The organism is Azotobacter beijerinckii, from assembly GCF_900110885.1.
Classification (GTDB): Bacteria; Pseudomonadota; Gammaproteobacteria; order Pseudomonadales; family Pseudomonadaceae; genus Azotobacter; species Azotobacter beijerinckii.
On record NZ_FOFJ01000001.1, the window covers coordinates 105,378 to 129,387 of the forward strand.

Annotated in this window: 24 protein-coding genes; 16 read left to right on the forward strand and 8 right to left on the reverse strand. The window is 62.8% G+C overall.

Going from position 1 to position 24,010, the window contains the following annotated elements; genetic code table 11:
- The first annotated feature begins 230 nt into the window (after positions 1 to 230).
- The 7 genes from BMY22_RS24240 (at position 231) to BMY22_RS00500 (ending at position 3,999) form a co-directional block, all read left to right on the forward strand.
- Positions 231 to 392: a hypothetical protein gene (locus tag BMY22_RS24240; RefSeq protein ID WP_167363675.1), complete on the forward strand. Its 162-nt coding sequence runs from the start codon at positions 231 to 233 to the stop codon at positions 390 to 392.
- Positions 393 to 602: 210 nt separating this feature from the next.
- Positions 603 to 1,274, forward strand: a complete 672-nt coding sequence (locus tag BMY22_RS00475) for a Bax inhibitor-1/YccA family protein (protein WP_090618695.1) — start codon at positions 603 to 605, stop codon at positions 1,272 to 1,274.
- Positions 1,275 to 1,365: 91 nt separating this feature from the next.
- Positions 1,366 to 1,758: a sulfurtransferase complex subunit TusD gene (gene tusD, locus BMY22_RS00480; protein ID WP_090618847.1), complete on the forward strand. Its 393-nt coding sequence runs from the start codon at positions 1,366 to 1,368 to the stop codon at positions 1,756 to 1,758.
- A 1-nt stretch (position 1,759) separates the two neighbouring features.
- Positions 1,760 to 2,119 (forward strand): sulfurtransferase complex subunit TusC, encoded by a 360-nt coding sequence (tusC, locus tag BMY22_RS00485; RefSeq protein WP_090618696.1) that lies wholly within the window; start codon positions 1,760 to 1,762, stop codon positions 2,117 to 2,119.
- Entirely contained in the window at positions 2,119 to 2,415 is a 297-nt protein-coding gene (gene tusB / locus BMY22_RS00490; protein WP_090618698.1) for a sulfurtransferase complex subunit TusB, read from the forward strand. The genes tusC and tusB overlap by 1 nt, the downstream gene beginning before the upstream one ends.
- Positions 2,412 to 2,747 (forward strand): TusE/DsrC/DsvC family sulfur relay protein, encoded by a 336-nt coding sequence (locus tag BMY22_RS00495; RefSeq protein ID WP_090618699.1) that lies wholly within the window; start codon positions 2,412 to 2,414, stop codon positions 2,745 to 2,747. The genes tusB and BMY22_RS00495 overlap by 4 nt, the downstream gene beginning before the upstream one ends.
- A gap of 259 nt (positions 2,748 to 3,006) precedes the next feature.
- Positions 3,007 to 3,999, forward strand: coding sequence for a glycosyl transferase family protein (locus BMY22_RS00500; RefSeq protein ID WP_090618701.1), 993 nt, complete (start codon positions 3,007 to 3,009; stop codon positions 3,997 to 3,999).
- Between the two features lie 30 nt (positions 4,000 to 4,029).
- Here the strand turns inward: BMY22_RS00500 and cysG are convergent, their stop codons facing one another.
- The 6 genes from cysG to BMY22_RS00530 form a co-directional block, all read right to left on the reverse strand.
- On the reverse strand, positions 4,030 to 5,424 hold the full coding sequence (gene cysG / locus BMY22_RS00505; protein ID WP_090618702.1) for a siroheme synthase CysG: 1,395 nt from the start codon (positions 5,422 to 5,424) through the stop codon (positions 4,030 to 4,032).
- Positions 5,425 to 5,498: 74 nt separating this feature from the next.
- Positions 5,499 to 6,779, reverse strand: a complete 1,281-nt coding sequence (gene serS, locus BMY22_RS00510; protein ID WP_090618704.1) for a serine--tRNA ligase — start codon at positions 6,777 to 6,779, stop codon at positions 5,499 to 5,501.
- 20 nt (positions 6,780 to 6,799) lie between these two features.
- Positions 6,800 to 7,174 (reverse strand): fluoride efflux transporter CrcB, encoded by a 375-nt coding sequence (gene crcB, locus BMY22_RS00515; RefSeq protein WP_090618705.1) that lies wholly within the window; start codon positions 7,172 to 7,174, stop codon positions 6,800 to 6,802.
- Positions 7,171 to 8,496 carry a replication-associated recombination protein A gene (locus BMY22_RS00520; protein WP_090618707.1) on the reverse strand — a complete coding sequence of 442 codons (1,326 nt, stop codon included), beginning with the start codon at positions 8,494 to 8,496 and terminating at the stop codon, positions 7,171 to 7,173. Before BMY22_RS00520 ends, crcB begins: the two co-directional genes overlap by 4 nt.
- 13 nt (positions 8,497 to 8,509) lie before the next feature.
- Entirely contained in the window at positions 8,510 to 9,133 is a 624-nt protein-coding gene (lolA, locus tag BMY22_RS00525; RefSeq protein WP_090618708.1) for an outer membrane lipoprotein periplasmic chaperone LolA, read from the reverse strand.
- A gap of 27 nt (positions 9,134 to 9,160) precedes the next feature.
- Entirely contained in the window at positions 9,161 to 12,103 is a 2,943-nt protein-coding gene (locus tag BMY22_RS00530; RefSeq protein ID WP_090618710.1) for a DNA translocase FtsK, read from the reverse strand.
- A 453-nt stretch (positions 12,104 to 12,556) separates the two neighbouring features.
- Between BMY22_RS00530 and trxB the strand changes: the two genes are divergently transcribed.
- The 4 genes from trxB to infA all read left to right on the forward strand — a co-directional run bounded on the left by trxB (position 12,557) and on the right by infA (position 15,341).
- A complete protein-coding gene (gene trxB, locus BMY22_RS00535; protein ID WP_090618712.1) occupies positions 12,557 to 13,504 on the forward strand; it encodes a thioredoxin-disulfide reductase in 948 nt (315 codons plus the stop codon).
- 48 nt (positions 13,505 to 13,552) lie between these two features.
- Positions 13,553 to 14,233, forward strand: a complete 681-nt coding sequence (aat, locus tag BMY22_RS00540) for a leucyl/phenylalanyl-tRNA--protein transferase (protein ID WP_090618713.1) — start codon at positions 13,553 to 13,555, stop codon at positions 14,231 to 14,233.
- 79 nt (positions 14,234 to 14,312) lie between these two features.
- Positions 14,313 to 15,020, forward strand: a complete 708-nt coding sequence (locus tag BMY22_RS00545; RefSeq protein ID WP_090618848.1) for an arginyltransferase — start codon at positions 14,313 to 14,315, stop codon at positions 15,018 to 15,020.
- A gap of 102 nt (positions 15,021 to 15,122) precedes the next feature.
- A complete protein-coding gene (gene infA / locus BMY22_RS00550) occupies positions 15,123 to 15,341 on the forward strand; it encodes a translation initiation factor IF-1 (RefSeq protein ID WP_002553999.1) in 219 nt (72 codons plus the stop codon).
- Positions 15,342 to 15,410: 69 nt separating this feature from the next.
- Here the strand turns inward: infA and clpA are convergent, their stop codons facing one another.
- The gene (gene clpA, locus BMY22_RS00555) at positions 15,411 to 17,681 is read right to left on the reverse strand and encodes an ATP-dependent Clp protease ATP-binding subunit ClpA (RefSeq protein ID WP_090618715.1); all 2,271 of its coding nucleotides are present in this window, start codon (positions 17,679 to 17,681) and stop codon (positions 15,411 to 15,413) included.
- 29 nt (positions 17,682 to 17,710) lie between these two features.
- The gene (gene clpS / locus BMY22_RS00560) at positions 17,711 to 18,073 is read right to left on the reverse strand and encodes an ATP-dependent Clp protease adapter ClpS (protein WP_090618716.1); all 363 of its coding nucleotides are present in this window, start codon (positions 18,071 to 18,073) and stop codon (positions 17,711 to 17,713) included.
- A gap of 402 nt (positions 18,074 to 18,475) precedes the next feature.
- Here clpS and cspD point away from each other — a divergent pair, with 402 nt between their 5' ends.
- The 5 genes from cspD to hflD all read left to right on the forward strand — a co-directional run bounded on the left by cspD (position 18,476) and on the right by hflD (position 23,959).
- The gene (cspD, locus tag BMY22_RS00565; RefSeq protein ID WP_090618718.1) at positions 18,476 to 18,751 is read left to right on the forward strand and encodes a cold shock domain-containing protein CspD; all 276 of its coding nucleotides are present in this window, start codon (positions 18,476 to 18,478) and stop codon (positions 18,749 to 18,751) included.
- 512 nt (positions 18,752 to 19,263) lie between these two features.
- On the forward strand, positions 19,264 to 21,489 hold the full coding sequence (locus BMY22_RS00570; protein ID WP_090618720.1) for an NADP-dependent isocitrate dehydrogenase: 2,226 nt from the start codon (positions 19,264 to 19,266) through the stop codon (positions 21,487 to 21,489).
- Positions 21,490 to 21,713: 224 nt separating this feature from the next.
- Positions 21,714 to 22,148: an NUDIX hydrolase gene (locus BMY22_RS00575; protein WP_090618721.1), complete on the forward strand. Its 435-nt coding sequence runs from the start codon at positions 21,714 to 21,716 to the stop codon at positions 22,146 to 22,148.
- 72 nt (positions 22,149 to 22,220) lie between these two features.
- Complete coding sequence (gene mnmA, locus BMY22_RS00580; protein ID WP_090618723.1) at positions 22,221 to 23,339, forward strand: tRNA 2-thiouridine(34) synthase MnmA; 1,119 nt, start codon at positions 22,221 to 22,223, stop codon at positions 23,337 to 23,339.
- Positions 23,336 to 23,959, forward strand: coding sequence for a high frequency lysogenization protein HflD (hflD, locus tag BMY22_RS00585; RefSeq protein ID WP_090618725.1), 624 nt, complete (start codon positions 23,336 to 23,338; stop codon positions 23,957 to 23,959). The genes mnmA and hflD overlap by 4 nt, the downstream gene beginning before the upstream one ends.
- Positions 23,960 to 24,010 lie beyond the last annotated feature (51 nt).

The following is a 24,010-nucleotide window of genomic DNA, read 5'->3' on the forward strand; positions in this document are numbered from 1 at the left end:
ACAATCGATGCTCTACGCGTCGCATTTGGCTATTTCTGCAGCGTAGCCGATCGAACGCCGCGCACCGGCGACATCCCGGGCCACTGGCGCAGGTGGCGTCGGCCAGCCATGCTGATGAGTGGGGAAAGTTCACGGCCCCGGCCCTGCCGGCCGGCATGCCATCCATGAGTCACAGATAGGAAATGCCGCCCGTCGCGGACTTCAGGCAACCCGGCGGCCAGGAGGACGACATGAGCCAGCGATCCGATATTCCTCAGCCCGACCCGGTAGTCTGGAACCATCCGGGGGATTTCCCGCAGATGCCGGAATACGAACCGGCCGAGGAAATCAAATACACCCCGCCGAACGACGGCAAGCTCTCCCATGGCGAGGAAGAGCAGGAACCGCAATAAGCGCGACGATCCGCGCGACATTCCACCCGCGATAGCCCGTGCAAGCGATCCCTGGTCCCACACCCGGCGTATCGCCCGCAGGGCGCCGGCCTTCGCGCGAAGCGGGAGCAGGCAGGAAATACACTGTCAAACTCTGGCAGTCGGTAGCACTGCGTCCTTTGCTATGATCCCCGCCATCGATCACGGAACCTCGATCCAAGGAGCTGTGCCATGCACGAACCCAACAGTTATGTCCTCCAAACCGCCCAGGCGGAGCAGCTGGAAGTCAGCCGCGTCCTGCGCAATACCTACGGCCTGCTGGCCATGACCCTCGCCTTCAGCGGCGTGGTGGCCTATGTGGCGCAACAGATGAAGGTGGCCTATCCGAACATCTTCGTGGTGCTGATCGGCTTCTACGGGCTGTTCTTCCTCACCGTGAAGCTGCGCGACTCGGCCTGGGGCCTGCTCTCCACCTTCGCCCTGACCGGCTTCATGGGCTACACCCTCGGCCCGATCCTCGACCGCTACTTGGGCATGCCCAACGGCGGCGAGGTGGTGTCCTCGGCCTTCGCCATGACCGCCCTGGTGTTCGTCGGCCTGTCCGCCTACGTGCTGACCACCCGCAAGGACATGAGCTTCCTCGGCGGCTTCATCACCGCCGGCTTCTTCGTCCTGCTCGGCGCCAGCCTGGCCGGCCTGTTCTTCGAGATCAGCGGCCTGCAACTGGCGATCAGCGCCGGCTTCGTACTGTTCTCGTCGGCCTGTATCCTGTTCCAGACCAGCGCGATCATCCACGGTGGCGAGCGCAACTACATCATGGCGACGATCAGCCTGTACGTGTCGATCTACAACCTGTTCGTCAGTCTGCTGCAGATCTTCGGCATCATGAGCAGCGACGACTGATCGCCGTCCCGGCCTCACGAAAGCCCGCGCGATGCGGGCTTTCGCTTTTCTGGCGTATCATTTTCCTTTCTATTCCCGCGGCCGTCGCCCCATGAAATTCGCCATCGCCCTGTTCGCCCCGCCCCATGCGCCGTCGTCGCGGCGTGCCCTGCGCTTCGCCGAAGCCGTGCTCGCCGGCGGCCACGAGATCAACCGGCTGTTCTTCTACCAGGACGGCGTACACAACGCCTCCGGCGGCATCGTCACGCCCCAGGACGAGACAGATCTGGCAGCGCAGTGGCGCGCCTTCGTCGAACGGCACGAGCTGGATGCGGTGGTGTGCATCGCTGCCGCCCTGCGCCGCGGCGTGCTGGATACGCAGGAAGCGCAGCGCTATGGCCGCGCGGCGGTCGCGGTGACGCCACCCTGGGAGCTGTCCGGCCTCGGCCAGTTGCACGAGGCCGCCCAGCAGGCCGACCGCCTGGTCTGCTTCGGAGGTGTCTAAAATGGCCAAATCGATGCTGATCGTCAGCCGCCATAGCCCCTGGAGCGGTCTGGGCGCCCGCGAGGCGCTGGACATCGCCCTGGCCGGCGGCGCCTTCGAGCTACCCATCGGCCTGCTGTTCCTCGACGACGGGGTGTTCCAGCTGCTGCCCGGCCAGCGGCCGGCCGCCGTCGAACAGAAGGACCTCGCCGCCAACCTGCAGGCCCTGCCGCTGTTCGGCGTGGAAGACCTCTACGTCTGTCGGCAGAGCCTGCGCCTGCGCGGCCTGGACGGCCAGCCCCTGGCCCTGCCGGCCACGGCGCTGGAAGGGCCGGAGCTGGCCGACCTTTTCGACCGTTACGATCTGGTGATCACCCTCTGATGACGACCCTGCACCTGCTTTCCCAATCGCCGTTCACCAGTCCGCTGGACAGCATCCTGCGCCCGCTCGGGGTTCGCGACGGCCTGCTGCTCTGCGGTGACGCCTGCCATGCATTACAGCCTGGCAGCGCGCCACTCGAGTTGCTGGAGCACCTGCCCGCCTCCATCGCCATCCATGCCCTCGAAGAAGACCTGCAAGCGCGCAACCTCACGGCGCCGGAGCGCGTGCAGGTAGTGGACTACCCCGACTTCGTCGAGCTGTGCACCCGCTACGACAAGGTCAACGGCTGGCTATGAACACGCTGAACGTCGCCGGCCGCAGCCTGGTGCTGGACAAGGACGGTTTCCTGACCGACCTGCAGGACTGGTCGGAGGAAGTCGCCGAGGCCCTGGCCCGGCGCGAGGAGTTGGAGCTGAATGCCGAGCACAGGGAGATTCTCCGCCTGCTGCGCGGCTTCTACGCGGAGTTCCAGCTGTCGCCGGCGACTCGCCCCCTGATCAAATACGTCGCCCTAAAACTCGGTCCGGAAAAGGGCAACAGCCTGCACCTGAACCGCCTGTTCAAGGGTACTCCCGCCAAACTGGCCGCCAAGCTGGCCGGCCTGCCGAAGCCGAGCAACTGCCTATGACCAGAGCCTGCCATCGATTATTTCCCCACTTGCGTTACCGCCTAAAATCGGGCCAGGCAAGGCACAGCCTGCAGACAATGGCTATCCCCTTGTCAAAGGCTGCAACACCGCATGGCCCCATTTCAGGCGCAACCCGAAGGGACGGGCCGGTTTTGACGCAGTGCTGCGTTGCTCGTCGTTCATTTGGAATAACCAAACCTCTCTCCTCACGCCTTGCCCTGCGCCAAAACCGGCTCCGTCGCAACAAAGGAAATAATCGATGACAGGCTCTATCATCACCCCCCCGGAACACCCGTTCGCCCAGTTCGTCCGTATCCTCGGCAAGGGCAAGCGCGGCGCGCGCAGCCTGACCCGCGAGGAGGCCCGCGAAGCCATGGGCATGCTGCTCGACGGCCAGGCCGAGGAAATCCAGCTCGGCGCCTTCCTGATGCTACTGCGCCACAAGGAGGAAAGCGCCGAGGAGCTGGCCGGCTTCACCGAGGCCGTCCGCGCCCGTCTGCAGCCCCCAGCGGGCCTCGCCGTCGACCTGGACTGGCCGAGCTACGCGGGCAAGAAGCGCCATCTGCCCTGGTATCTGCTGGCGGTGAAATGCCTGGCGCAGAACGGCGTGCGCATCCTCATGCACGGCGGCGGCGTGCACACCGCTGGGCGCCTCTACAGCGAGCAACTGCTCGACCTGCTGGACATTCCCCTGTGCCATGACTGGAGCGAGGTCGAACAGGCGCTGCAGGCCCGCAACCTGGCCTTCACTCCTCTCGGCGCCTGGATGCCGCACCTGCAGCGCATGATCGAGCTGCGCAACACCCTCGGCCTGCGCTCGCCGATCCACTCCCTGGCACGCATGCTCAACCCCCTCGGCGCACGCTGCAGCCTGCAGAGCATCTTCCATCCCGGCTACCAGGCCATCCACCGCGAGGGCAGCCGCCTGCTCGGCGATACCGCCGTGGTGGTCAAGGGCGACGGCGGCGAGATCGAGATCAATCCCGATGCCGTCAGCCACCTGTACGGCACCGCCGGCGGCGAGAGCTGGGACGAGGAATGGCCGGCCATGGCCCCTCTGCGCCACGTCAAGCCCGAGCGGCTCGATCCGGCGCAGCTGCAAGCCTTCTGGCGCGGCGAGAGCGAAGACGCCTACGGCCAGTTGGCAGTGCTGGGCACCATGGCCCTGGCCCTGCGTGCCCTCAGCACGCCGCGCGAGGAGGCTCTGGTCCAGGCACAGCGCTACTGGGAGGCCCGCGACCGCTCGAAGTGACGGATGAAGGCCGAGCCCCGGAAACGGGGCTCAGTCGGCGCTCTGCCGACCCTCGAACCAGGCCAGCTTGTCGCGCAGCTGCACCACCTCGCCGACGATCAGCAGGGTCGGCGCCGTGACCTTCTCCTGCGCGACCCGCGCGGGCAGCTCGGCCAGGGTGGAGGCGATCACCCGCTGCTGCGGGGTGGTGCCCTGCTGGATCAGCGCCGCCGGGGTCGTCGCCGCACGGCCGTGCTCGATCAGTCGCTGGCAGATCACCGACAGGCCGACCAACCCCATGTAGAACACCAGCGTCTGGGCCGGCGCCACCAGATCGGCCCAGGGCAGATCGAAGCTGCCGTCCTTGAGGTGGCCGGTGACGAAGCGCACCGACTGGGCATGATCGCGGTGGGTCAGCGGGATGCCCGCATAGGCGGCGCAGCCGCTCGCTGCGGTGATCCCCGGCACCACCTGAAAGGGAATGCCGTGGGCGGCCAGTTCCTCGATCTCCTCGCCGCCGCGGCCGAAAATGAAGGGATCGCCGCCCTTGAGGCGCAGCACCCGCTTGCCCTCGCTCGCCAGCTTCACCAGCAGGCGGTTGATCTGCTCCTGCGGCAAGGCGTGTTCGGCGCGGCGCTTGCCGACATAGATGCGCTCGGCATCGCGCCGGCACAGCTCAATGATCGCCGGAGCCACCAGGCGGTCGTAGAGCACCACGTCGGCCTGCTGCATCAGACGCAGGGCCCGGAAGGTGAGAAGGTCCGGATCACCCGGTCCGGCACCGACCAGGTAGACCTCGCCGAGCGCCTTGGGCGCCGCCCCGGCGAGCCTGGCCTCGAGCAGCCGCTCGGCCTCGGCGCCTTGCCCGGCCAGCAGCCGCTCGGCGATCGGTCCCTGGAACACCTCCTCCCAGAACACCCGGCGCTGCTGGACGTTGGGCAGCAGGCGCTTGACCTGCTCGCGGAACTTCTTCGCCAGCCCGGCCAACTGGCCGTAGCTGGCCGGAATCCAAGTCTCGATCCGCGCGCGCATCAGCCGCGCCAGCACCGGCGCGTCGCCACCGCTGGAAACCGCGACGAGCAGCGGCGAACGGTCGACGATCGCCGGGAAGATCACGCTGCACAGGGCCGGCGAATCCACCACGTTGACCGGCACGCCACGGCCCTGGGCATCGCCGGAAATCCGGGCGTTCACTTCGTGGTCGTCGGTGGCGGCGATGGCCAGTACGCAGCCGTCCAGATCCTCTGCTGCGTAGCTCCGCACCAGGCAGTGCCCACCCTTCTCCCGCACCAGCTCGACGAGCGCTACCTCGATCTGCGGCGCCACCACCCGCAGCATGGCGCCGGCATCGGCGAGCAGGCGCGCCTTGCGCAGGGCGACCTCGCCGCCGCCGACCAGCAGCACGCTGCGGCCCTTGAGGTTGTGGAACAGCGGAAGGTAGTCCATAGGTCGCCTCTCGACGGATGAAAACAAAACGGGGTGGCCCTGGCCACCCCGCATTCAGTGTCGCTCGACTCGACCTAGCCGATGACCTCGATGCCGCCCATGTAGGGCTTGAGCACTTCCGGCACGCGGATCGAGCCGTCGGCCTGCTGGTAGTTTTCCAGCACCGCCACCAGGGTGCGGCCAACCGCCAGGCCGGAACCATTGAGAGTATGCACCAGCTCCGGCTTGCCGGTTTCCGGGTTGCGCCAGCGCGCCTGCATGCGCCGCGCCTGGAAATCGCCGCAGTTGGAGCAGGAGGAGATTTCCCGGTACTTGTCCTGGCTCGGCACCCAGACCTCCAGGTCGTAGGTCTTGGTCGCGCCGAAGCCCATGTCGCCGGTGCACAGGGCCAGTACGCGATACGGCAACCCGAGCCGCTGCAGCACCTTCTCGGCGTTGCCGGTCAGCTCCTCCAGCGCTTCGTAGGACGTGGCCGGATCGACGATCTGCACCATCTCCACCTTGTCGAACTGGTGCTGGCGGATCATGCCGCGGGTGTCGCGGCCGGAGGCGCCGGCCTCGCTGCGAAAGCACGGGGTGTGGGCGACGAACTTCAGCGGCAGCTGTTTGGCATCGAGGATCTCGCCGGCCACGATGTTGGTCAGCGACACCTCGGCGGTGGGGATCAGGTAGAAGTCGGCCTCGCCCTCGCGGGTGATCTTGAACAGATCCTCCTCGAACTTCGGCAACTGGCCGGTGCCCTGCAGGGCCGGGGCCTGCACCAGATAGGGAGTATAGGCCTCCTCGTAGCCGTGCTCGCCGGTGTGCAGGTCGAGCATGAACTGCGCCAGGGCACGGTGCAAGCGGGCGATGGGGCCGCGCATCAGGGCAAAGCGGGCACCGGAGAGCTTGGCGGCGGTCTCGAAATCCAACCAGCCATGCTGCTCGCCGAGAGCGACATGGTCCTTGATCTCGAAGCCGAAGGTAGCTGGGGTGCCCCAGCGGCGTACTTCCACGTTCCCCTCTTCGTCGGCACCGACCGGTACCGACTCGTGGGGCAGGTTGGGGATGCTCAGCATCAGGCCGTCCAGCTCGGCCTGGATGGCATCCAGCTCGCGCTTGCCAGCCTCCAGGTCGCTGCCCATGCGGTCGACTTCGGCCAGCAGCGGTGCAATGTCCTCGCCGCGCGACTTGGCCTGACCGATGGCCTTGGAGCGGGCGTTACGCTCGGCCTGCAGCTGTTCGGTGCGGGTTTGCACGGCCTTGCGCTGGGCTTCGAGAGTCTCGAAACGCGCCACGTCCAGTTGGAAGCCACGGGTTGCCAGGCGGTCCGCAATCTCCTGCAGTTGGGTACGAACCAGTTTGGAGTCGAGCATGGGATGTTCTCGTCTATCGATCAGAGCTTGGTGAGTGTCAGGCCGACCCAGGTAGCGAGCAGGCCGCCCAGCACGCTGAGCGCCAGGTAGCCGAAGGCCAGCGGGGCCTGGCCGCTTTCCAGCAGACGCAGCGTGTCGAGGGAAAAGGATGAAAAGGTGGTCAGGCCGCCGAGAAAACCGACGATCAGCCCAGCCCGCAGCGCCAGCGGTACCTCGGGGCGCAGGAGAAACTGGCCATAGAGATAGCCGATCAGCAGACAGCCAACAATGTTGATCGCCAGGGTGGCCGCATAGAAATGCTGCGGCCAGTGCGCGGAGACCCAGTTGCCGGTGGCGAAGCGCAGCAGACAGCCGAGTGCGCCGCCCGCCGCCACCGCCAGGGTCACGCCGATCATGGCTTTCTCCTCTGCCAGGCACTGGCGCGGTCGAGTTCGGCCAGATGCTGCAGCTTGTCGCGGATCTTCAATTCCAGGCCGCGCGGTACCGGCTGGTAGTAGCGGCGCGGCTCGAGGCCTTCCGGGAAGTAGTCCTCGCCGGCGGCGTAGGCCTCCGGTTCGTCGTGGGCGTAGCGGTATTCCTCGCCGTAGCCGAGCTCCTTCATCAGTCGGGTCGGCGCGTTGCGCAGGTGCAGCGGCACCTCCAGCGAACCCTGCTGGGCAGCGTCGGCCATCGCCGCCTTGAAGGCGCTGTAGACGGCATTGCTCTTCGGCGCACAGGCCAGGTAGACGATGGCCTGAGCCAGCGCCAGCTCGCCCTCGGGGCTGCCCAGACGCTCCTGCACGTCCCAAGCCGCCAGACACAGGGGTAGCGCCCGCGGGTCGGCATTGCCGACGTCCTCGCTGGCCATGCGCACCACGCGGCGGGCGAGATAGAGCGGATCGCAGCCGCCGTCGAGCATCCGCGCGAACCAGTAGAGCGCGGCGTCTGGATTCGAGCCGCGCACCGACTTGTGCAACGCGGAGATCTGGTCGTAGAAGGCCTCGCCGCCCTTGTCGAAACGCCGACGGCTGTCGCCCAGCAGATTGCCGAGCAGTTCGGCGTCGATCGCCTCCCCGTTCTCGACCAAGTCGGCGGCGTTCTCCAGCAGGTTGAGCAGGCGCCGACCATCGCCGTCGGCTGCCGCCAGCAGCATCTTGAGGCTTTCCTCGGGCAAGCTCAGGCGGCGCTGGCCGAGCCCGCGCTCCCCGCCCAGGGCATGCTCGGCCAGCTGGCGCAGGGCATCCTCGTCCAAGCTTTTCAGCACGTAGACACGGACCCGTGAGAGCAGCGCGTTGTTCAGCTCGAAGGATGGATTCTCAGTGGTGGCGCCGATGAAGATCAGGGTGCCGTCCTCCACATAGGGTAGGAAGGCATCCTGCTGGGACTTGTTGAAGCGGTGCACCTCGTCGACGAAGAGGATAGTCCGCCGGCCATACTGGACCATCTGCTGGCGGGCAGTCTCGACCGCCTGGCGAATCTCCCTGACCCCGGCGAGCACCGCGGAAAGCGTCTCGAAATGGGCGTCTGACACCTTGGCCAGCAGCCGTGCCAGGGTAGTCTTGCCAACTCCGGGCGGCCCCCAGAAGATCATCGAATGCAGGGCGCCCTGCTCCAGCGCCTCGCGCAGCGGTTTGCCGCGGGCCAGCAGATGCCCCTGGCCGACGTACTCGTCCAGGCAGGCCGGGCGCAGGCGCGCGGCGAGGGGCTGGACGACGGGATCGGCGCGAAACAGGTCCATGGGCTTGGCCGGATCACTCCTGGATAACGTCGGCACCTTCCGGCACCTTGAAGTTGAACTGCGCGGTATCGATCGACTGGTTCATCTTCACCCCGGAGAACAGGATGTTGGTGCGCTGACCGACGCCGTCGATCAGTTGCATGTCGTTGACCACGCCATTGCGGAAGGACAGGCGCAGGTTGTCGAACAGGGTGTCCTTGGATTTCGGCTTGAGGATGAAATCCACCACACCGCCGGCCTCCTTGTGGCTGATCTCGAAATTCTCGCCAATCTTCGACACATCGCCGGAAAGTAGCAGTGCCGGAGTGTGGGTCAGGCGCTGGTCGAGACGGCGGATGGTCACCTGCTTCAGGTCCGGGTCGTACAGCCAGACCGTCTCGCCGTTGGACACCAGCAACTGCTCCAGCGGAGCATCGGTGTGCCAGCGGAATAGCCCAGGGCGCTTCAGCGCCATCTCGCCCGAGGTTTCTTGTAGTTGGGTGCCGGAGCCATCGAGGGTGAGCTGGGAGAAGCGCGCGGTCAGCGTCTGCGCCTGGTCGAGCAACTGGGTCAGGCGCTGGATCGAGCGCTCGTCGGCCTGCACTGGCAGGAGGACAAGGGTAAGAGTGGACAGCAATAGCATGCGGAAAAGGCGCATGACAATCCTCATGGAAGCGTTGGGAAATCAGTCGCGAACCGGTGCGGGAGCGATCACTTCCCGCGAGCCGTTGGTGTTCATCGAGGACACCACACCCGCCATCTCCATGGCTTCGATCATCCGTGCGGCGCGGTTATAGCCGATTTTCAGCTTGCGCTGTACCGCAGAAATCGAGGCACGCCGGCTTTCCGTCACGAAGCGCACGGCTTCGTCGTACAACGGATCCTCCTCGCTGCCTTCGCCGCCGTCTCCGCCACCACTCTCGAAGCCACTGCCCCCCTCTTCGGCGCCGGCGAGGATGTCCTCGACATAGTCCGGCGCGCCGCGCTGCTTCCAGGCCTCGACGACGCGGTGCACCTCGTCGTCGGAGACGAAGGCGCCGTGCACACGGATCGGCAGGCCGGTACCGGGCGGCAGGTAGAGCATGTCGCCGTGGCCGAGCAACTGCTCGGCGCCCCCCTGGTCAAGGATGGTGCGCGAGTCGATCTTGCTGGACACCTGGAAGGCCATCCGCGTCGGGATGTTCGCCTTGATCAGGCCGGTGATCACGTCCACCGAGGGACGCTGGGTCGCCAGGATCAGGTGGATACCGGCGGCGCGGGCCTTCTGGGCGATACGCGCGATCAACTCCTCGACCTTCTTGCCGACGATCATCATCATGTCGGCAAACTCGTCGACCACCACCACGATGGTCGGCAGCGGCGCCAGCAGCGGCGGCTCGTCGTCCATGCTCTCGCGCCGATACAGCGGATCATAGAGCGGTGTACCAGCCTCCTCGGCATCCTTCACCTTGCGGTTGAAGCCGGCCAGGTTGCGCACGCCCATGGCCGCCATTAACTTGTAGCGGCGCTCCATCTCGGCCACGCTCCAGCGCAGGGCGTTGGCGGCCTCCTTCATGTCGGTCACCACCGGGCAAAGCAGGTGGGGAATGCCCTCGTAGATCGACAGCTCAAGCATCTTCGGGTCGATCATGATCAGGCGCGCCTCTTCGGGCGTCGACTTGAAGAGGATCGACAGGATCATGGCGTTGACCCCCACCGACTTGCCGGAGCCGGTGGTGCCAGCCACCAGCAGGTGCGGCATCTTCGCCAGGTCGGCGATGACCGGCTTGCCACCGATGTCGTGGCCGAGCGCCATGGTGACCGGCGACTTGGCTTCCTCGTACTCAACGGATGACAGTACTTCGGAGAAGCGCACGATCTGCCGGTCCTCGTTGGGCACCTCGATGCCCACCGTGGTCCTGCCGGGAATGACCTCGACCACCCGCACGCTGATCATCGCCATCGAGCGCGCCAGATCCTTGGCCAGGTTGGAAATCCGGCTGACCTTGACGCCCGGAGCCGGCTGGATCTCGAAGCGGGTGATCACCGGGCCGGGATGCACGGATTCGACGATCACCTCGACACCGAACTCCTTGAGCTTGATCTCGAGCAGACGAGACAGCATCTCGAGCGACTCGGGCGAGTAGTTCTGCGATTTCTTCTCGGGCGCATCCAGCAGGGAAAGCGGCGGCAGGGTACCCTCCAGGGTGCTGTCGACGAACGAGGTAGGCCTTTCCCTCATCACGGGCATGGGTACAGGCTGCGGTCTGGGCTCCATGGCCAGGGACTCCGACAGCGGAGTGATGACCGGGGCGGCTCGCCGCTCCGGTTCGACCACGGGCCTGGCCGGCAGCTCCTCCCCAGGCGCGGCGCGGTCCTGAAAGCTCGGCGACAGATCGTCGAACTCACTGAAATCCCCGGACCCGGTCGAAACCTCCTCGGGCTCCTTGTGGATCTGGGGTCTGGCGTGCAGTCTGGACCCCATGGCCAGGGACTCCGACAGCGGAGTGATGACCGGGGCGGCTCGCCGCTCCGGTTCGACCACGGGCTTGGCCGGCAGCTCCTCCCCGGGTGTGGTGCGGTCCTGAAAGCTCGGCGACAGATCGTCGAACTCACTGAAATCCCCGGACCAGGTCGAAACCTCCTCGGGCTCCTTGTGGATCTGAGGCCTGGCGACTGCGAGCTCGGGCTCGATACGGGGCCTGGATGTTACCAGTTCGGGCTCGATGCGCGGCTTGGGCGTCTCGGTCACGGGCTCGATACGGGGCTTACGCGACACAGCAGACTCCGGCGGACGCTGGAATCTGGCCGGAATATCCGCGGCAGTACCGCGGCGATGGGGAGCGGGCTTGGCCGGCTCGGCAAGCACCGCGGTCGGCGGCTCGGCGAGCCGGGGCAAGACAGCACGGGACGGCTCGCCCTGCGGCTCACTGCGCCGCTCACCGACCTTACGAGAGGTGACTGGCCTCTCGGCCTCGTGCAACCGAGCAACCAGTCGCCGGCGCTCGGCCAAAGCACTCCACCAGCGGCTGATGCCGCCCTGTAGCAGCTCGAGCAGATCGAGAGTGATCTTCCCGGTCAGATCCATGACCCTGAACCAGGACAGATCGGCGAACACGGTCAGGCCAAAGAGGAACAGCGCCAGAAACATCAGCGTGCTGCCCTGCACATTGAGCGCATCCAGAGCGAGCCTGCCCAGAACCTCTCCCAGGGCACCACCCGCCGAGGCCGGCAGCCCGGAGGCCGAATGGAAATGGATGTAGGCTAGCGCGGACCCCGCCGGGATCAGAATCGCCAGACCGGCCAGGCGCCAGGATAACAGCCAGCCGTTCCAGGGCCAGGGCTCGTGACGCGCAGCGAATGCTTGGGCCGTCTTGATCACCATCAACAGGGGAAAGAGATAGGCGAAATAGCCGAGAGCCATGAACAGGACATCGGCGAACCAAGCCCCTGCCCGGCCGGCAGCGTTCTGCACCTGCGCCACACTGCTGCTGTGACTCCAGCCCGGATCGGAGGGGTCGTAGGTCAACAGTGCCATCCAGAGGTACAAGCACAGGGCACTCAGGGCAATCAGGGCACCTTCCTTGAGGCGGGAGCTCAACTGTTGCTGCCACGCCGGGAGCCGTACTTTAGTAGATGAGTTCTTCAAAACGCTTCTTTTCCTGCGCCAATGGCGCGCTCCATCTAGTAGGTTACGTATCGGTCAAGAGCCAGAAGTGCGGCAACGCCGACTGGAACTCAGGCATGATCCGCAGGCCCAATCATGCAGCGTTGGAACCAAGCTCAGACTACTCATTTACAATGAGCGAATTCCATGTCTTCAGCCAAATTTCACTTCTCCCGTCTCATCCTACCCTCGTCACACCCTAGACTCCGATGAGGGGCGTCAGCACATTCGGCACTCCCCCGCGAGAAGACAACAAGGCCATCGTCAGAAGAGGGGCCTATTGTACGGCTTTACCTATCCGATGCCATGCGGGGAGCCTGCCCCCCCTTTTTGCCGACTTCTCGCGCTTCGGTGTAGCATAGCCGGCAATCATTGCCATGCTGTTCCATTGGACCATGCATTTTCTTTTGTGACAAAGGCTTACGGGGACTTTTTATGAATGATGTCAAGCATTCTCGGCTGATCATCCTGGGTTCCGGCCCAGCCGGCTACACCGCCGCCGTCTATGCCGCACGCGCCAATCTGAAGCCCCTGCTGATCACCGGCATCCAGCCCGGCGGCCAACTGACCACCACCACCGAAGTGGACAACTGGCCTGGCGACGTCGAAGGCCTGACCGGCCCCGACCTGATGGAGCGCATGCAAAAACACGCCGAGCGCTTCGATACCGAGATTGCCTACGACCACATCCACACCGCCAAGTTGCAGCAGCGCCCCTTCACCTTGATCGGCGACAGCACAACCTACACCTGCGACGCGCTGATCATTGCCACCGGAGCATCCGCCCAGTACCTCGGCCTGCCGTCAGAAGAAGCCTTCTCCGGCAAAGGCGTTTCCGCCTGCGCCACCTGCGACGGTTTTTTCTATCGCAATCAGGTGGTCTGCGTGATCGGAGGAGGCAATACCGCGGTGGAAGAAGCACTGTACCTGTCGAACATTGCCAAGGAAGTGCACCTGATCCATCGCCGCGACAAACTGCGCTCCGAGAAGATCCTTCAGGACAAGCTCTTCGAGAAGGCGCAAAACGGCAATATCCGCCTGCACTGGAACCAGACCCTGGACGAGGTGCTCGGAGACGCCTCTGGAGTGACCGGCGTGCGCCTGAAGGACACCCTGAACGGCACGACCGAAACGCTGCCCCTGACCGGCGTGTTCATCGCCATCGGCCACAAGCCCAATACCGAACTCTTCCAGGGCCAGCTCGAGATGCACAACGGCTACCTGTCGATCAAAGGCGGCAGCGCGGGCGACGCCACGGCCACCAGCATCGAAGGCGTTTTCGCGGCCGGCGATGTGGCCGATCACGTCTACCGCCAGGCCATCACCTCAGCCGGCGCTGGCTGCATGGCGGCGCTGGACGCCGAGCGCTATCTGGACAACTGAGCCCCCTGGTGGACTCTGGCACGCCACCATCCACACTACGGCGTCAACATGCTGACCTGCCTGCAACGCGACAGCCTGAGCTTCCCTCCCCTGGAGAGAGCCCTGCGCACCCCCAACGGCCTGCTGGCCGTCGGGGGCGATCTTTCTGCCGAGCGCCTGATCCAAGCCTATCGGCACGGCTGCTTCCCTTGGTATCAGGCAGGGCAGCCGATTCTCTGGTGGACACCGGATCCGCGTACCGTGCTGTTTCCAGACGAACTGCATGTCTCCCGCAGCCTGCGCAAAATCCTCCGCCAGGGAGTATTCCAAGTCACCTTCGATCACGACTTCTCCGCCGTGATCCAAGCCTGCGCCGGTCCTCGCGATCATGCCGACGGCACCTGGATAACGCCGGAAATGCAAGCCGCCTATCGGGAACTGCACCGCCGCGGCGTCGCCCACTCGGTCGAGGTCTGGCAGGGCGACACACTTGTCGGCGGGCTCTACGGCCTGGCGATAGGCCAGCTATTCTTTGGCGAATCTATGTTCAGTCATGCCGACAATGCCTCGAAGGTTGGCTTTGCAACGCTGGTGAAACGGCTCGAGCAGTGGGGCTTCGTGCTGATCGACTGCCAGATGCCCACCCAGCACCTGCAAAGCCTTGGTGCTCGCAGCATTCCACGCAGCGAGTTTTCCGACTATCTGCAGCGTCATCTGGATCGGCCGAGCACGGCTGACTGGGTCGCCTAGTAGAGGCCCACGGCCTGGCATACACTTCTGAGTGCCGCTGAACAATCACGGCCCGCCAAGAGCTCTCCGGGGGTTGATCATGACCGAGCTGGCTCGTCTCAAATTCTACGCCACTCAACCGCATACCTGCAGCTACCTGCCCGACGAACAGGCGACGACGCTGTTCCTCGACCCCAGCCAGCCGATGGACGTGCACGTCTATGCCGAACTCTCGGAGCTCGGTTTCCGGCGCAGCGGCGATCACCTTTATCGCCCCCATTGCCAAGGCTGCAATGCCTGCGTTCCGGCCCGCATCCCTGCCGCGAGATTCTTACCGAACCGACAACAGAAGCGCATCCTGAAACGCAATGCAGACCTTTCAGTGCAAGCAGTACGCCCCAATTTCAACGAAGAGTATTACAAGCTATACGCACGCTATATCGAACAGCGCCATGCCGATGGCGACATGTTCCCTCCCAGCCGGGACCAATTCTGCACATTCCTAGTCCGTGACCTGCCTTTTTCCCGCTTCTACGAGTTCCGCCTGTCTGGCCGCCTGCTGGCTGTCGCCGTGACCGACGCACTCCCCAATGGCCTGTCGGCCGTCTATACCTTCTACGATCCAAGTGAAGAGCGACGCAGCCTCGGCCGCTATGCCATTCTCTGGCAAATTGGCGAAGCCTTGCGCCTCGGCCTGCAGGCAGTGTATCTGGGCTACTGGATCAAAAACTGCCGAAAAATGAACTACAAGACTCAATATCGCCCGATCGAGCTGCTGGTGAATCATCGCTGGGTCACTTTGACCTGAGAACTCTTGGCGTCAACAGCCATATTCAGGCACAATGCACGCCGTTTTGCTCGGCGTGCCAGCTACGTTGGGCCATTCACTGCATACCGAGGGTTTTATTGAATGTCGAAAGAAGACAGCTTCGAAATGGAAGGTACTGTCGTCGACACCCTGCCCAACACCATGTTTCGCGTGGAGTTGGAAAATGGGCACGTCGTTACCGCGCATATTTCCGGCAAAATGCGCAAGAACTACATCCGCATCCTTACCGGCGACAAGGTGCGTGTCGAGCTGACCCCTTACGACCTGAGCAAGGGTCGCATTACCTATCGCGCCCGCTGAAACGGATCAAATGAAAACGCCCGGCCATGCCGGGCGTTTTTCGTTCCAGTAGACCTATCGATACCCTGCTCAAGCCACCTCGGCAGCAGTCTCGAACTCGAAGGACAGTTCGCCCCCTCTCAGATCGATATGCACTAGACCACCATGCTCGGCCAACTCGCCGAAAAGAATCTCCTCGGCCAAGGGACGCTTGATCTTGTCCTGGATAAGACGAGCCATCGGCCGCGCGCCCATCTGCGCATCATAGCCATGCTCCGCAAGCCAGCCACGCGCCTGCTCGGAAACATCCAGCTGCACGCGCTTGTCCTCCAGCTGCGCCTGAAGCTCGGTAAGGAACTTGTCGACGATGCTCTTGATCACCTCATGACTTAGCCGGCCGAACTGGATGATAGTGTCCAGTCGATTGCGGAACTCGGGCGTGAAGCTCCTCTTGATGATCTCCATGGCATCGGAAGAATGGTCCTGCAAGGTGAAACCGATCGAGGCACGGGCCGCGGTCTCCGCGCCGGCATTGGTGGTCATGATGATGATGACGCTACGGAAATCAGCCTTGCGTCCATTGTTGTCGGTCAGAGTGCCGTGATCCATGACCTGCAGCAGGAGGTTGAATACCTCCGGGTGCGCCTTCTCGATCTCGTCCAACAACAACACACAGTGCGGCTGCTTGGTAATCGCCTCGGTCAGGAGCCCCCCCTGATCGAAGCCAACATACCCCGGAGGCGCACCGATCAGACGCGAAACGGTATGCCGCTCCATATACTCGGACATGTCAAAACGCACCAACTCCACACCCAACGCCTTGGCCAGCTGTCGAGCAGCCTCGGTCTTGCCCACCCCAGTAGGTCCCGCAAAGAGGAAGGAACCAACCGGCTTATCCGGAGACTTTAGCCCTGCCCTCGACAGCTTGATCGCTGTGGCGAGCGAGTCGATGGCTGCATCCTGGCCGAACACGGTCAACTTGAGATCGCGCTCAAGGTTGCGCAGCAACTCCTTATCGGAACTGGAGACATGCTTGGGTGGAATACGGGCGATCTTGGCAACGATATCCTCGACCTGAGCCACATCGATGAGCCGGGCACGCCTCTCTTCCGGCTGGAGCCTCTGGAACGCTCCAGCCTCGTCGATGACGTCGATCGCCTTGTCAGGCATGTGACGATCATTGATATACCGAGAAGACAGCTCTGCAGCGGCACGCAGCGCCTCATCGCTGTATTCGATTCCGTGATGCTGCTCGAAGCGGGACTTAAGTCCGCGAAGAATACCCACGGTATCCTCGACCGATGGCTCAACCACATCAACCTTCTGGAAACGCCGGGCCAGCGCCCGATCCTTCTCGAAGATGCCACGAAACTCCTGGAAAGTGGTCGAGCCGATGCAGCGGATTTCTCCAGATGAAAGCAGCGGCTTGAGGAGGTTCGAGGCATCCATCACTCCACCAGAGGCAGCCCCGGCACCGATGATGGTGTGAATCTCATCGATGAACAAAATGGCATGAGGCTTCTTGCGCAACTCGTTGAGCAAGGCCTTGAAACGCTTTTCGAAATCGCCACGATATTTGGTTCCGGCCAGCAGCGCACCGAGATCCAGGGAATATACGATGCTGTGCGCCAGAAGATCCGGAACCTGATTGTCGACTATGCGCTTCGCCAGACCCTCGGCAATGGCCGTCTTGCCGACACCCGCCTCGCCAACCAGCAAGGGATTGTTCTTGCGCCGCCGAGCCAGAATCTGTGCAACCCGCTCAACCTCGAACTCACGCCCGACCAACGGATCAATCCGCCCCTGGCGAGCCAGTTCGTTCAGATTGCTGGCATAGGCCTCCAGGGGATGGCCGGCAGCCGAAGCTTCTCCACCCTCCTCGTCCTGCATCTCGTGCTCACCATCAGGATGGTCGCTATGCCCCGGCACCTTGGAAATGCCATGGGCAATATAATTCACCACATCTATACGAGCCACACTCTGCTGCTTGAGCAGAAAAACGGCCTGGCTTTCCTGCTCGCTGAAGATAGCCACAAGCACATTGGCTCCGGTCACCTCCCTCTTGCCGGAACTCTGCACATGAAAGACCGCACGCTGCAGCACCCGCTGAAACCCGAGGGTCGGCTGAGTCTCGCGCTCTTCGTCATGCTGTGGAATCAGCGGGGTTGTGGAGTCGATGAACTCTTGCAGGTCATGCCGGAGCTTGTCGATATTTGCGCCGCAGGCTCGCAATACGGCAGCCGCGGCCTCGTTGTCTAGAAGAGCCAGCAGGAGATGCTCTACCGTCATGAATTCATGACGTTTTGCACGAGCCTCCTTGAAGGCAAGATTGAGAGTGACTTCGAGCTCACGGTTCAACATAGCTTCACCTCATACCCAAGCGGTCGGCATTAACCGTCCTTCTCGATCTCACAGAGCAGCGGATGCTGGCATTCCCTTGCATATTGGTTGACCTGCATGGCCTTGGTTTCCGCAACGTCACGAGTGAACATCCCACACACTGCCCGCCCCTCTGTATGGACAGTCAGCATGACCTTCGTTGCCAACTCGCGGTTAAGGTTGAAAAATTTCTCCAGCACTTCGACCACAAAATCCATCGGCGTGTAGTCGTCGTTGAACATCACCACCTTGTACATAGGCGGCACCTGCAATACCGGCTTCGCCTCCTGAACGGCCAACCCGAAAGAGTCGTCCCCATGCGACTCGGGGCGATCCTGATTGAATGTTAGTCGAATCTGACTGCTTGCGAACATGCTAGACAAGGCTTCCGGTTGGACGAATGCGGACACTAGAGAGATTCTGCCCGCTTGGGCAGCCAAGAACCAGAGCAATATCGAACCATCAGGACCAAACAGCAACCGGGCCTGACGCTACTCGCCTCGTCGACGCGGGGGAGGAGGGGCTGGCAGCATACTGAGAGGCCCGGTAAAAAGCCTCATCCACCATCGACAATCGTTGTCCAGTGCAAAGGGAATACAGCGCGCTTTCCCCGCTGACCAAGCCCGACCTTGACTATCGCCAAAACAATGATAAAAACAATGGGTACCCATGAGGGTGTTCAGGGGTCCTTTATGTCCCGACCGCAGGGTCGAGCGTGGTTTCGGGCTTGGGCGGATGGTACTCCAGTGACGGAGTCTTTGCAGAGGGATGCAGGCATGCTAAGCGGCAAGGTCAAGTGGTTCAATAACGCCAAGGGTTACGGATTCATCGTGGCGGACGGCCGCGACGATGATCTATTCGCTCACTACTCGGCCATTCAAATGGATGGCTATAAGACCTTGAAAGCCGGTCAGGCGGTGACTTTCGAACTGCTACAAGGCCCAAAGGGCCTCCACGCAATCAATATCCGCCCCTGCCTGGCTCACGCCGAGAGTCCGGCCAAGTTCAGCCTGCCACAGCAATCCGTCACGGATATCGCCGGCACCTTGTAGACCTGACAGGTACCACGCAGGGCCGGCTATCGACCGGCCCCACTTGGTGCTACTACGCATCCAACCAGCCACAGAGACACCACTGCGGTTGTTTGATACACAGCGCCCAGCACTGCCCGACCAAGCACGAACGCGACCAGACGAAGCAGCCCTTGTTTCTAGAGCACACTCACTACCTACTGCGCCCCCTCTAGAGCAGAACCCCTCGGCACTACACAGCCCCCTCGAAAAAACACACGAATGCAAAAAGCATGTCGTGCTGATATACTCCGCGCAACTGAAAGGACATTGGATCCAGAGCCATTCTGGAATGAGCCACTCTAAACCCAAGCAGCATACAGACTTGAACCTGGCAACCGTCGCCCTTGGCAAATCGGCCCAAGGCATCCGGAATCTCTCCAGGAACCTCGACTTTACGCTCATTGATGCCATTAGGCAGCCTAGCCTACCCTGCGCGCATCAAGAGTTTGTGCACTTGCAAATGTAGCAATACAGAGGGGTTAACGTAAAAAATGTCCACATCGAAGATCATCTACACGCTTACCGACGAAGCGCCCGCACTGGCAACCTACTCCCTGCTTCCGATCGTCAAGGCGTTCACCGAATCTTCAGGTATCGCTGTTGAAACCCGCGATATCTCTCTTGCCGGCCGAATCATCGCAACCTTCCCCGAATACCTGAGCGAAAGCCAGAGAATTTCCGACGACTTAGCCGAATTGGGGAAACTGGCCACCACGCCCGAAGCCAACATCATCAAGCTGCCCAACATCAGCGCCTCGGTTCCGCAGCTCAAGGCAGCAATCAAGGAACTGCAACAGCAAGGCTATAAGCTGCCGGACTATCCCGAAGAGCCCAAGAGCGACGAGGAAAAGGACGTCAAGGCCCGTTACGACAAGATCAAGGGCAGCGCCGTGAACCCCGTCCTGCGCGAAGGTAACTCTGATCGCCGCGCACCGCTCTCCGTCAAGAACTACGCCAGAAAACACCCCCACAAGATGGGTGCATGGAGCGCAGACTCCAAGTCGCATGTCGCGCACATGAGCGACGGTGATTTCTACGGCAGCGAGAAAGCCGCTCTGATCGATGCCGCCGGCAGCGTGAAAATCGAACTGATCGCCAAAGACGGTAGCAATACCGTCCTGAAAGAAAAAACCACCGTCCAGGCTGGTGAGATCATCGACTCTTCGGTAATGAGCAAGAACGCTCTGCGCAGCTTCATTGCCGCCGAAATCGAAGACGCGAAAAGCAAAGGCGTCCTGCTGTCCGTACACCTGAAAGCCACCATGATGAAGGTGTCCGACCCCATCATGTTCGGTCAGATCGTGACCGAATTCTACAAGGACGCCCTGACCAAGCATGCCGACGTACTGAAGCAGATCGGCTTCGATGTCAACAACGGCATCGGCGACCTCTACGCCCGGATCAAGACTCTCCCCGAGGCGAAGCAGAAGGAGATTGAGGCCGACATTCAGGCGGTTTATGCCCAGCGCCCGCAACTGGCCATGGTGAACTCCGACAAGGGCATCACCAACCTGCATGTACCGAGCGACGTCATCGTCGACGCCTCAATGCCGGCAATGATCCGTGACTCCGGCAAAATGTGGGGCGCAGACGGCAAGCTGCACGACACCAAGGCCGTCATCCCCGACCGCTGCTATGCCGGTGTGTATCAGGTCGTCATCGAAGACTGCAAACAACACGGCGCCTTCGATCCCACCACCATGGGCAGCGTGCCCAACGTCGGCCTGATGGCTCAGAAGGCCGAGGAGTATGGCTCCCACGACAAGACCTTCCAGATCCCTGTAGACGGCGCGGTACGCGTGACCGATGCCAATGGCAAGGTTCTGATGGAGCAAAACGTCGAAGCCGGCGACATCTGGCGCATGTGCCAGGTCAAGGACGCCCCGATCCAGGACTGGGTCAAGCTGGCAGTCAACCGCGCCCGCGCCACCGGCTCCCCTGCCGTGTTCTGGCTGGACCCCGCCCGCGCCCACGACGCCCAGGTAATCGCCAAGGTCGAGCACTACCTGAAAGATCACGACACCAGCGGTCTCGACATCCGCATCATGTCGCCGGTTGACGCAACTAGCTTCTCGCTGGCCCGCATCCGCGAAGGCAAGGACACCATTTCCGTTACCGGCAACGTCCTGCGCGACTACCTGACCGACCTGTTCCCGATCATGGAACTGGGCACCAGCGCCAAGATGCTGTCGATCGTCCCACTGATGAGCGGTGGCGGCCTGTTCGAAACCGGTGCCGGCGGCTCGGCTCCCAAGCATGTTCAGCAGTTCCTCGAGGAAGGCTACCTGCGCTGGGACTCGCTCGGCGAATTCCTGGCCCTTGCTGCGTCGCTCGAGCATCTGGGCTCCGCGTACAAGAACCCCAAGGCACTTGTCCTGGCAAAAACCTTGGACCAAGCCACCGGCAAGGTTCTCGACAACAATAAGTCGCCATCGCGCAAGGTTGGCGAGATCGATAACCGTGGCAGCCACTTCTACCTGGCACTCTACTGGGCCCAAGCTCTGGCAGCGCAAACCGAGGACAAGGAGCTGCAGGCTCAGTTCAGCGGCCTCGCCAAGACCCTGACCGACAACGAAGCCAAGATCGTTGGCGAGCTGGTTGCAGCCCAGGGCAAGCCCGTGGATATCGCTGGCTACTACCACTCGAACACCGAGCTGACCGGCAAGGCCATGCGCCCGAGCGCAACCCTCAACGCAGCTCTGGCAGCGCTTGCATAAGACGTCACGCTGCCCACCTGAGAGGCGATTCACGTCGCCTCCAGCCTGACAAGAAACCCCGGCTTCGAGTCGGGGTTTCTTGTTCATGGGACATCCATCGACGAGCAAAGCATTACCCCGCACACCTCGACCGCCCCCAAGCAAGGGAGTCTCCATCACGCCCTCCGGGAACCGGCGCCGCCGCGTATAATGCACAGCTATCGGCAAGCACCCGGACGGATTTTATGGATTGGCAGGCACACGTCACTGTCGCCACGATCGTGGAAGACAATGGTCTCTTCCTCTTGGTAGAGGAGCTGCAGGATGGTCGTACAGTCCTCAATCAGCCTGCCGGACACCTCGAGCCCAACGAAACCCTGCTCGAAGCGGCCCTGCGGGAGACCATGGAGGAAACTGGCTGGCAGGTAGAACTCACGGCAGTGATCGGCATCTACCTATATACGGCCCCCAACGGCGTGACCTATCAGCGCATCTGCTTTGCAGCACGCCCGCTGCAGCCGATCGACGGATACCGACTCGACGAAGGGATCATCGCCCCCCGCTGGCTGAGCCGCGAGGAATTGCTTGCGCAACGGGAATGCTGGCGCAGCCCACTCGTACTGCGCTGCATCGACGACTACCTGGCTGGGGAGCGCTTTCCGCTGAGCCTCATTCGCTGAACAGGCCGTACCTTCGCAGCCAGGCTCAGGAGCCTGATAGAATCCCCCACTTTTCAGGACCCGACTCTTCATATGCATGATCCCGCCCACACTCGCGTGATCGTCGGCATGTCCGGCGGCGTGGACTCTTCCGTTTCCGCTCTCCTGCTCCTGCAACAGGGGTATCAGGTAGAGGGCCTGTTCATGAAGAACTGGGAAGAGGACGACGGCACCGAATACTGCACGGCCAAGGAGGACCTCGCGGATGCTCAGGCCGTCTGCGACAAGATCGGCATCAAGCTGCACACCGCCAACTTCGCCACCGAATACTGGGACAATGTATTCGAGCACTTCCTCGCCGAGTACAAGGCTGGGCGCACGCCGAACCCGGACATCCTGTGCAACCGCGAGATCAAGTTCAAGGCCTTCCTCGATTATGCGCTGTCGCTCGGCGCCGACCTTATAGCCACCGGCCACTATGTACGTCGACGCGATACCGACGATCGAACCGAGCTGCTCAAGGGACTGGACCCGAACAAGGACCAGAGCTATTTTCTGCATGCCGTGGGCGGCGCACAGCTCGCCAGATCGCTGTTTCCGGTCGGTGAACTGGAGAAGCCGGCCGTACGCGCCATCGCCGAACTGCACGGCCTGGCCACGGCCAGGAAGAAGGACTCCACCGGCATCTGCTTCATCGGCGAGCGCCGTTTCGGCGACTTTCTCAAGCAATATCTGCCCGCCCAGCCGGGCCCCATCGAGACCGTCGATGGCGAGGTAATCGGCCAACACCATGGCCTAATGTACCACACCATCGGCCAACGCCAGGGGCTGGGTATCGGCGGCATGAAGAATACCGCCGATGACCCCTGGTATGTCCTGACCAAGGACCTTGCTCGCAACGTACTGATCGTCGGCCAGGGCAACCAACACCCTTGGCTGTTCTCCCGTGCCCTGCTCGCTTCGGAGATGTTCTGGGTGAATCCGCTCGACTTCCCACTTCCACAGCGCCTGACCGCCAAGGTTCGTTATCGGCAGAGCGACCAGGCCTGCACCCTGGAAAAGGCTGCCGAGGGATTCCGAATCCTCTTCGATACCCCCCAGCGAGCAGTGACTCCCGGCCAATCCGTGGTGCTCTACGACGGAGAAATCTGCCTCGGCGGCGGCGTCATCGAGAGCGCCGAACCATCGGACCGCAAGGGCAGGCAGCCATGACCCCCAGACAGGAACAACTGGTCGCTCTCGGCGGCGTATTCGAGTCAGCCTGCCTGGTCGACAGGATCGCCAAGACCGGACAGGCCGGAGAAGCTGACCTCGCCTGCATGCTCGGCAGTCTGCTGGTGCGTGACCCGAAGGACACGCTGGAGGTGTACGGCGGCGACGACCTCAACCTGCGCGACGGCTACCGCGCCCTAGCCAGCGCACTCGAGCGCAACCCAGAGAGCTTGCAGCGCGAGCCCCTGCGCTACTCGCTGGCACTGGTCACCCTGGAGCGCCAACTGGACAAACACGGCGACATGCTGCAACTCGTGGGTCAGCGGCTGGACCAGATCCAACTGCAAGTCCAGCACCTGGGACTGACCCACGAGAGCGCGATCGCCGCCTTCGCCTCCCTGTACGAAGACACGCTGAGCACCTTCCGTCAACGCATCCAAGTGCACGGCGAGATGCGCCACCTGCAGAACCCTATCAACGCCGCCAAGGTCCGAGCCCTGTTGCTCGCCGGCATCCGTTCGGCGCGCCTGTGGCGCCAGCTCGGCGGACACCGCTGGCAGCTGGTATTCAGCCGCCGCAAACTGCTCGACGAACTCTACCCGCTGATGCGACGCAGTTGAGAGGACACGGTCGGCCGAAGATTGCGTTCAGCCGGCCTGTCCGCCTTCGTG

Bases quoted from the DNA above. Each gene is read 5' to 3' on its own strand.
- BMY22_RS00495 (WP_090618699.1), top strand. From the start codon at position 2,412: ATGAACACGCTGAACGTCGCCGGCCGCAGCCTGGTGCTGGACAAGGAC.
- BMY22_RS00475 (WP_090618695.1), top strand. From the start codon at position 603: ATGCACGAACCCAACAGTTATGTCCTCCAAACCGCCCAGGCGGAGCAG.
- cspD (WP_090618718.1), top strand. From the start codon at position 18,476: ATGCTAAGCGGCAAGGTCAAGTGGTTCAATAACGCCAAGGGTTACGGA.
- tusD (WP_090618847.1), top strand. From the start codon at position 1,366: ATGAAATTCGCCATCGCCCTGTTCGCCCCGCCCCATGCGCCGTCGTCG.
- serS (WP_090618704.1), bottom strand. From the start codon at position 6,779: ATGCTCGACTCCAAACTGGTTCGTACCCAACTGCAGGAGATTGCGGAC.
- clpS (WP_090618716.1), bottom strand. From the start codon at position 18,073: ATGTTCGCAAGCAGTCAGATTCGACTAACATTCAATCAGGATCGCCCC.
- hflD (WP_090618725.1), top strand. From the start codon at position 23,336: ATGACCCCCAGACAGGAACAACTGGTCGCTCTCGGCGGCGTATTCGAG.
- BMY22_RS00575 (WP_090618721.1), top strand. From the start codon at position 21,714: ATGGATTGGCAGGCACACGTCACTGTCGCCACGATCGTGGAAGACAAT.
- trxB (WP_090618712.1), top strand. From the start codon at position 12,557: ATGAATGATGTCAAGCATTCTCGGCTGATCATCCTGGGTTCCGGCCCA.
- cysG (WP_090618702.1), bottom strand. From the start codon at position 5,424: ATGGACTACCTTCCGCTGTTCCACAACCTCAAGGGCCGCAGCGTGCTG.
- aat (WP_090618713.1), top strand. From the start codon at position 13,553: ATGCTGACCTGCCTGCAACGCGACAGCCTGAGCTTCCCTCCCCTGGAG.
- BMY22_RS00500 (WP_090618701.1), top strand. From the start codon at position 3,007: ATGACAGGCTCTATCATCACCCCCCCGGAACACCCGTTCGCCCAGTTC.
- BMY22_RS00520 (WP_090618707.1), bottom strand. From the start codon at position 8,496: ATGGACCTGTTTCGCGCCGATCCCGTCGTCCAGCCCCTCGCCGCGCGC.
- BMY22_RS00570 (WP_090618720.1), top strand. From the start codon at position 19,264: ATGTCCACATCGAAGATCATCTACACGCTTACCGACGAAGCGCCCGCA.
- tusB (WP_090618698.1), top strand. From the start codon at position 2,119: ATGACGACCCTGCACCTGCTTTCCCAATCGCCGTTCACCAGTCCGCTG.
- lolA (WP_090618708.1), bottom strand. From the start codon at position 9,133: ATGCGCCTTTTCCGCATGCTATTGCTGTCCACTCTTACCCTTGTCCTC.
- infA (WP_002553999.1), top strand. From the start codon at position 15,123: ATGTCGAAAGAAGACAGCTTCGAAATGGAAGGTACTGTCGTCGACACC.
- BMY22_RS24240 (WP_167363675.1), top strand. From the start codon at position 231: ATGAGCCAGCGATCCGATATTCCTCAGCCCGACCCGGTAGTCTGGAAC.
- clpA (WP_090618715.1), bottom strand. From the start codon at position 17,681: ATGTTGAACCGTGAGCTCGAAGTCACTCTCAATCTTGCCTTCAAGGAG.
- crcB (WP_090618705.1), bottom strand. From the start codon at position 7,174: ATGATCGGCGTGACCCTGGCGGTGGCGGCGGGCGGCGCACTCGGCTGT.
- BMY22_RS00545 (WP_090618848.1), top strand. From the start codon at position 14,313: ATGACCGAGCTGGCTCGTCTCAAATTCTACGCCACTCAACCGCATACC.
- mnmA (WP_090618723.1), top strand. From the start codon at position 22,221: ATGCATGATCCCGCCCACACTCGCGTGATCGTCGGCATGTCCGGCGGC.
- tusC (WP_090618696.1), top strand. From the start codon at position 1,760: ATGGCCAAATCGATGCTGATCGTCAGCCGCCATAGCCCCTGGAGCGGT.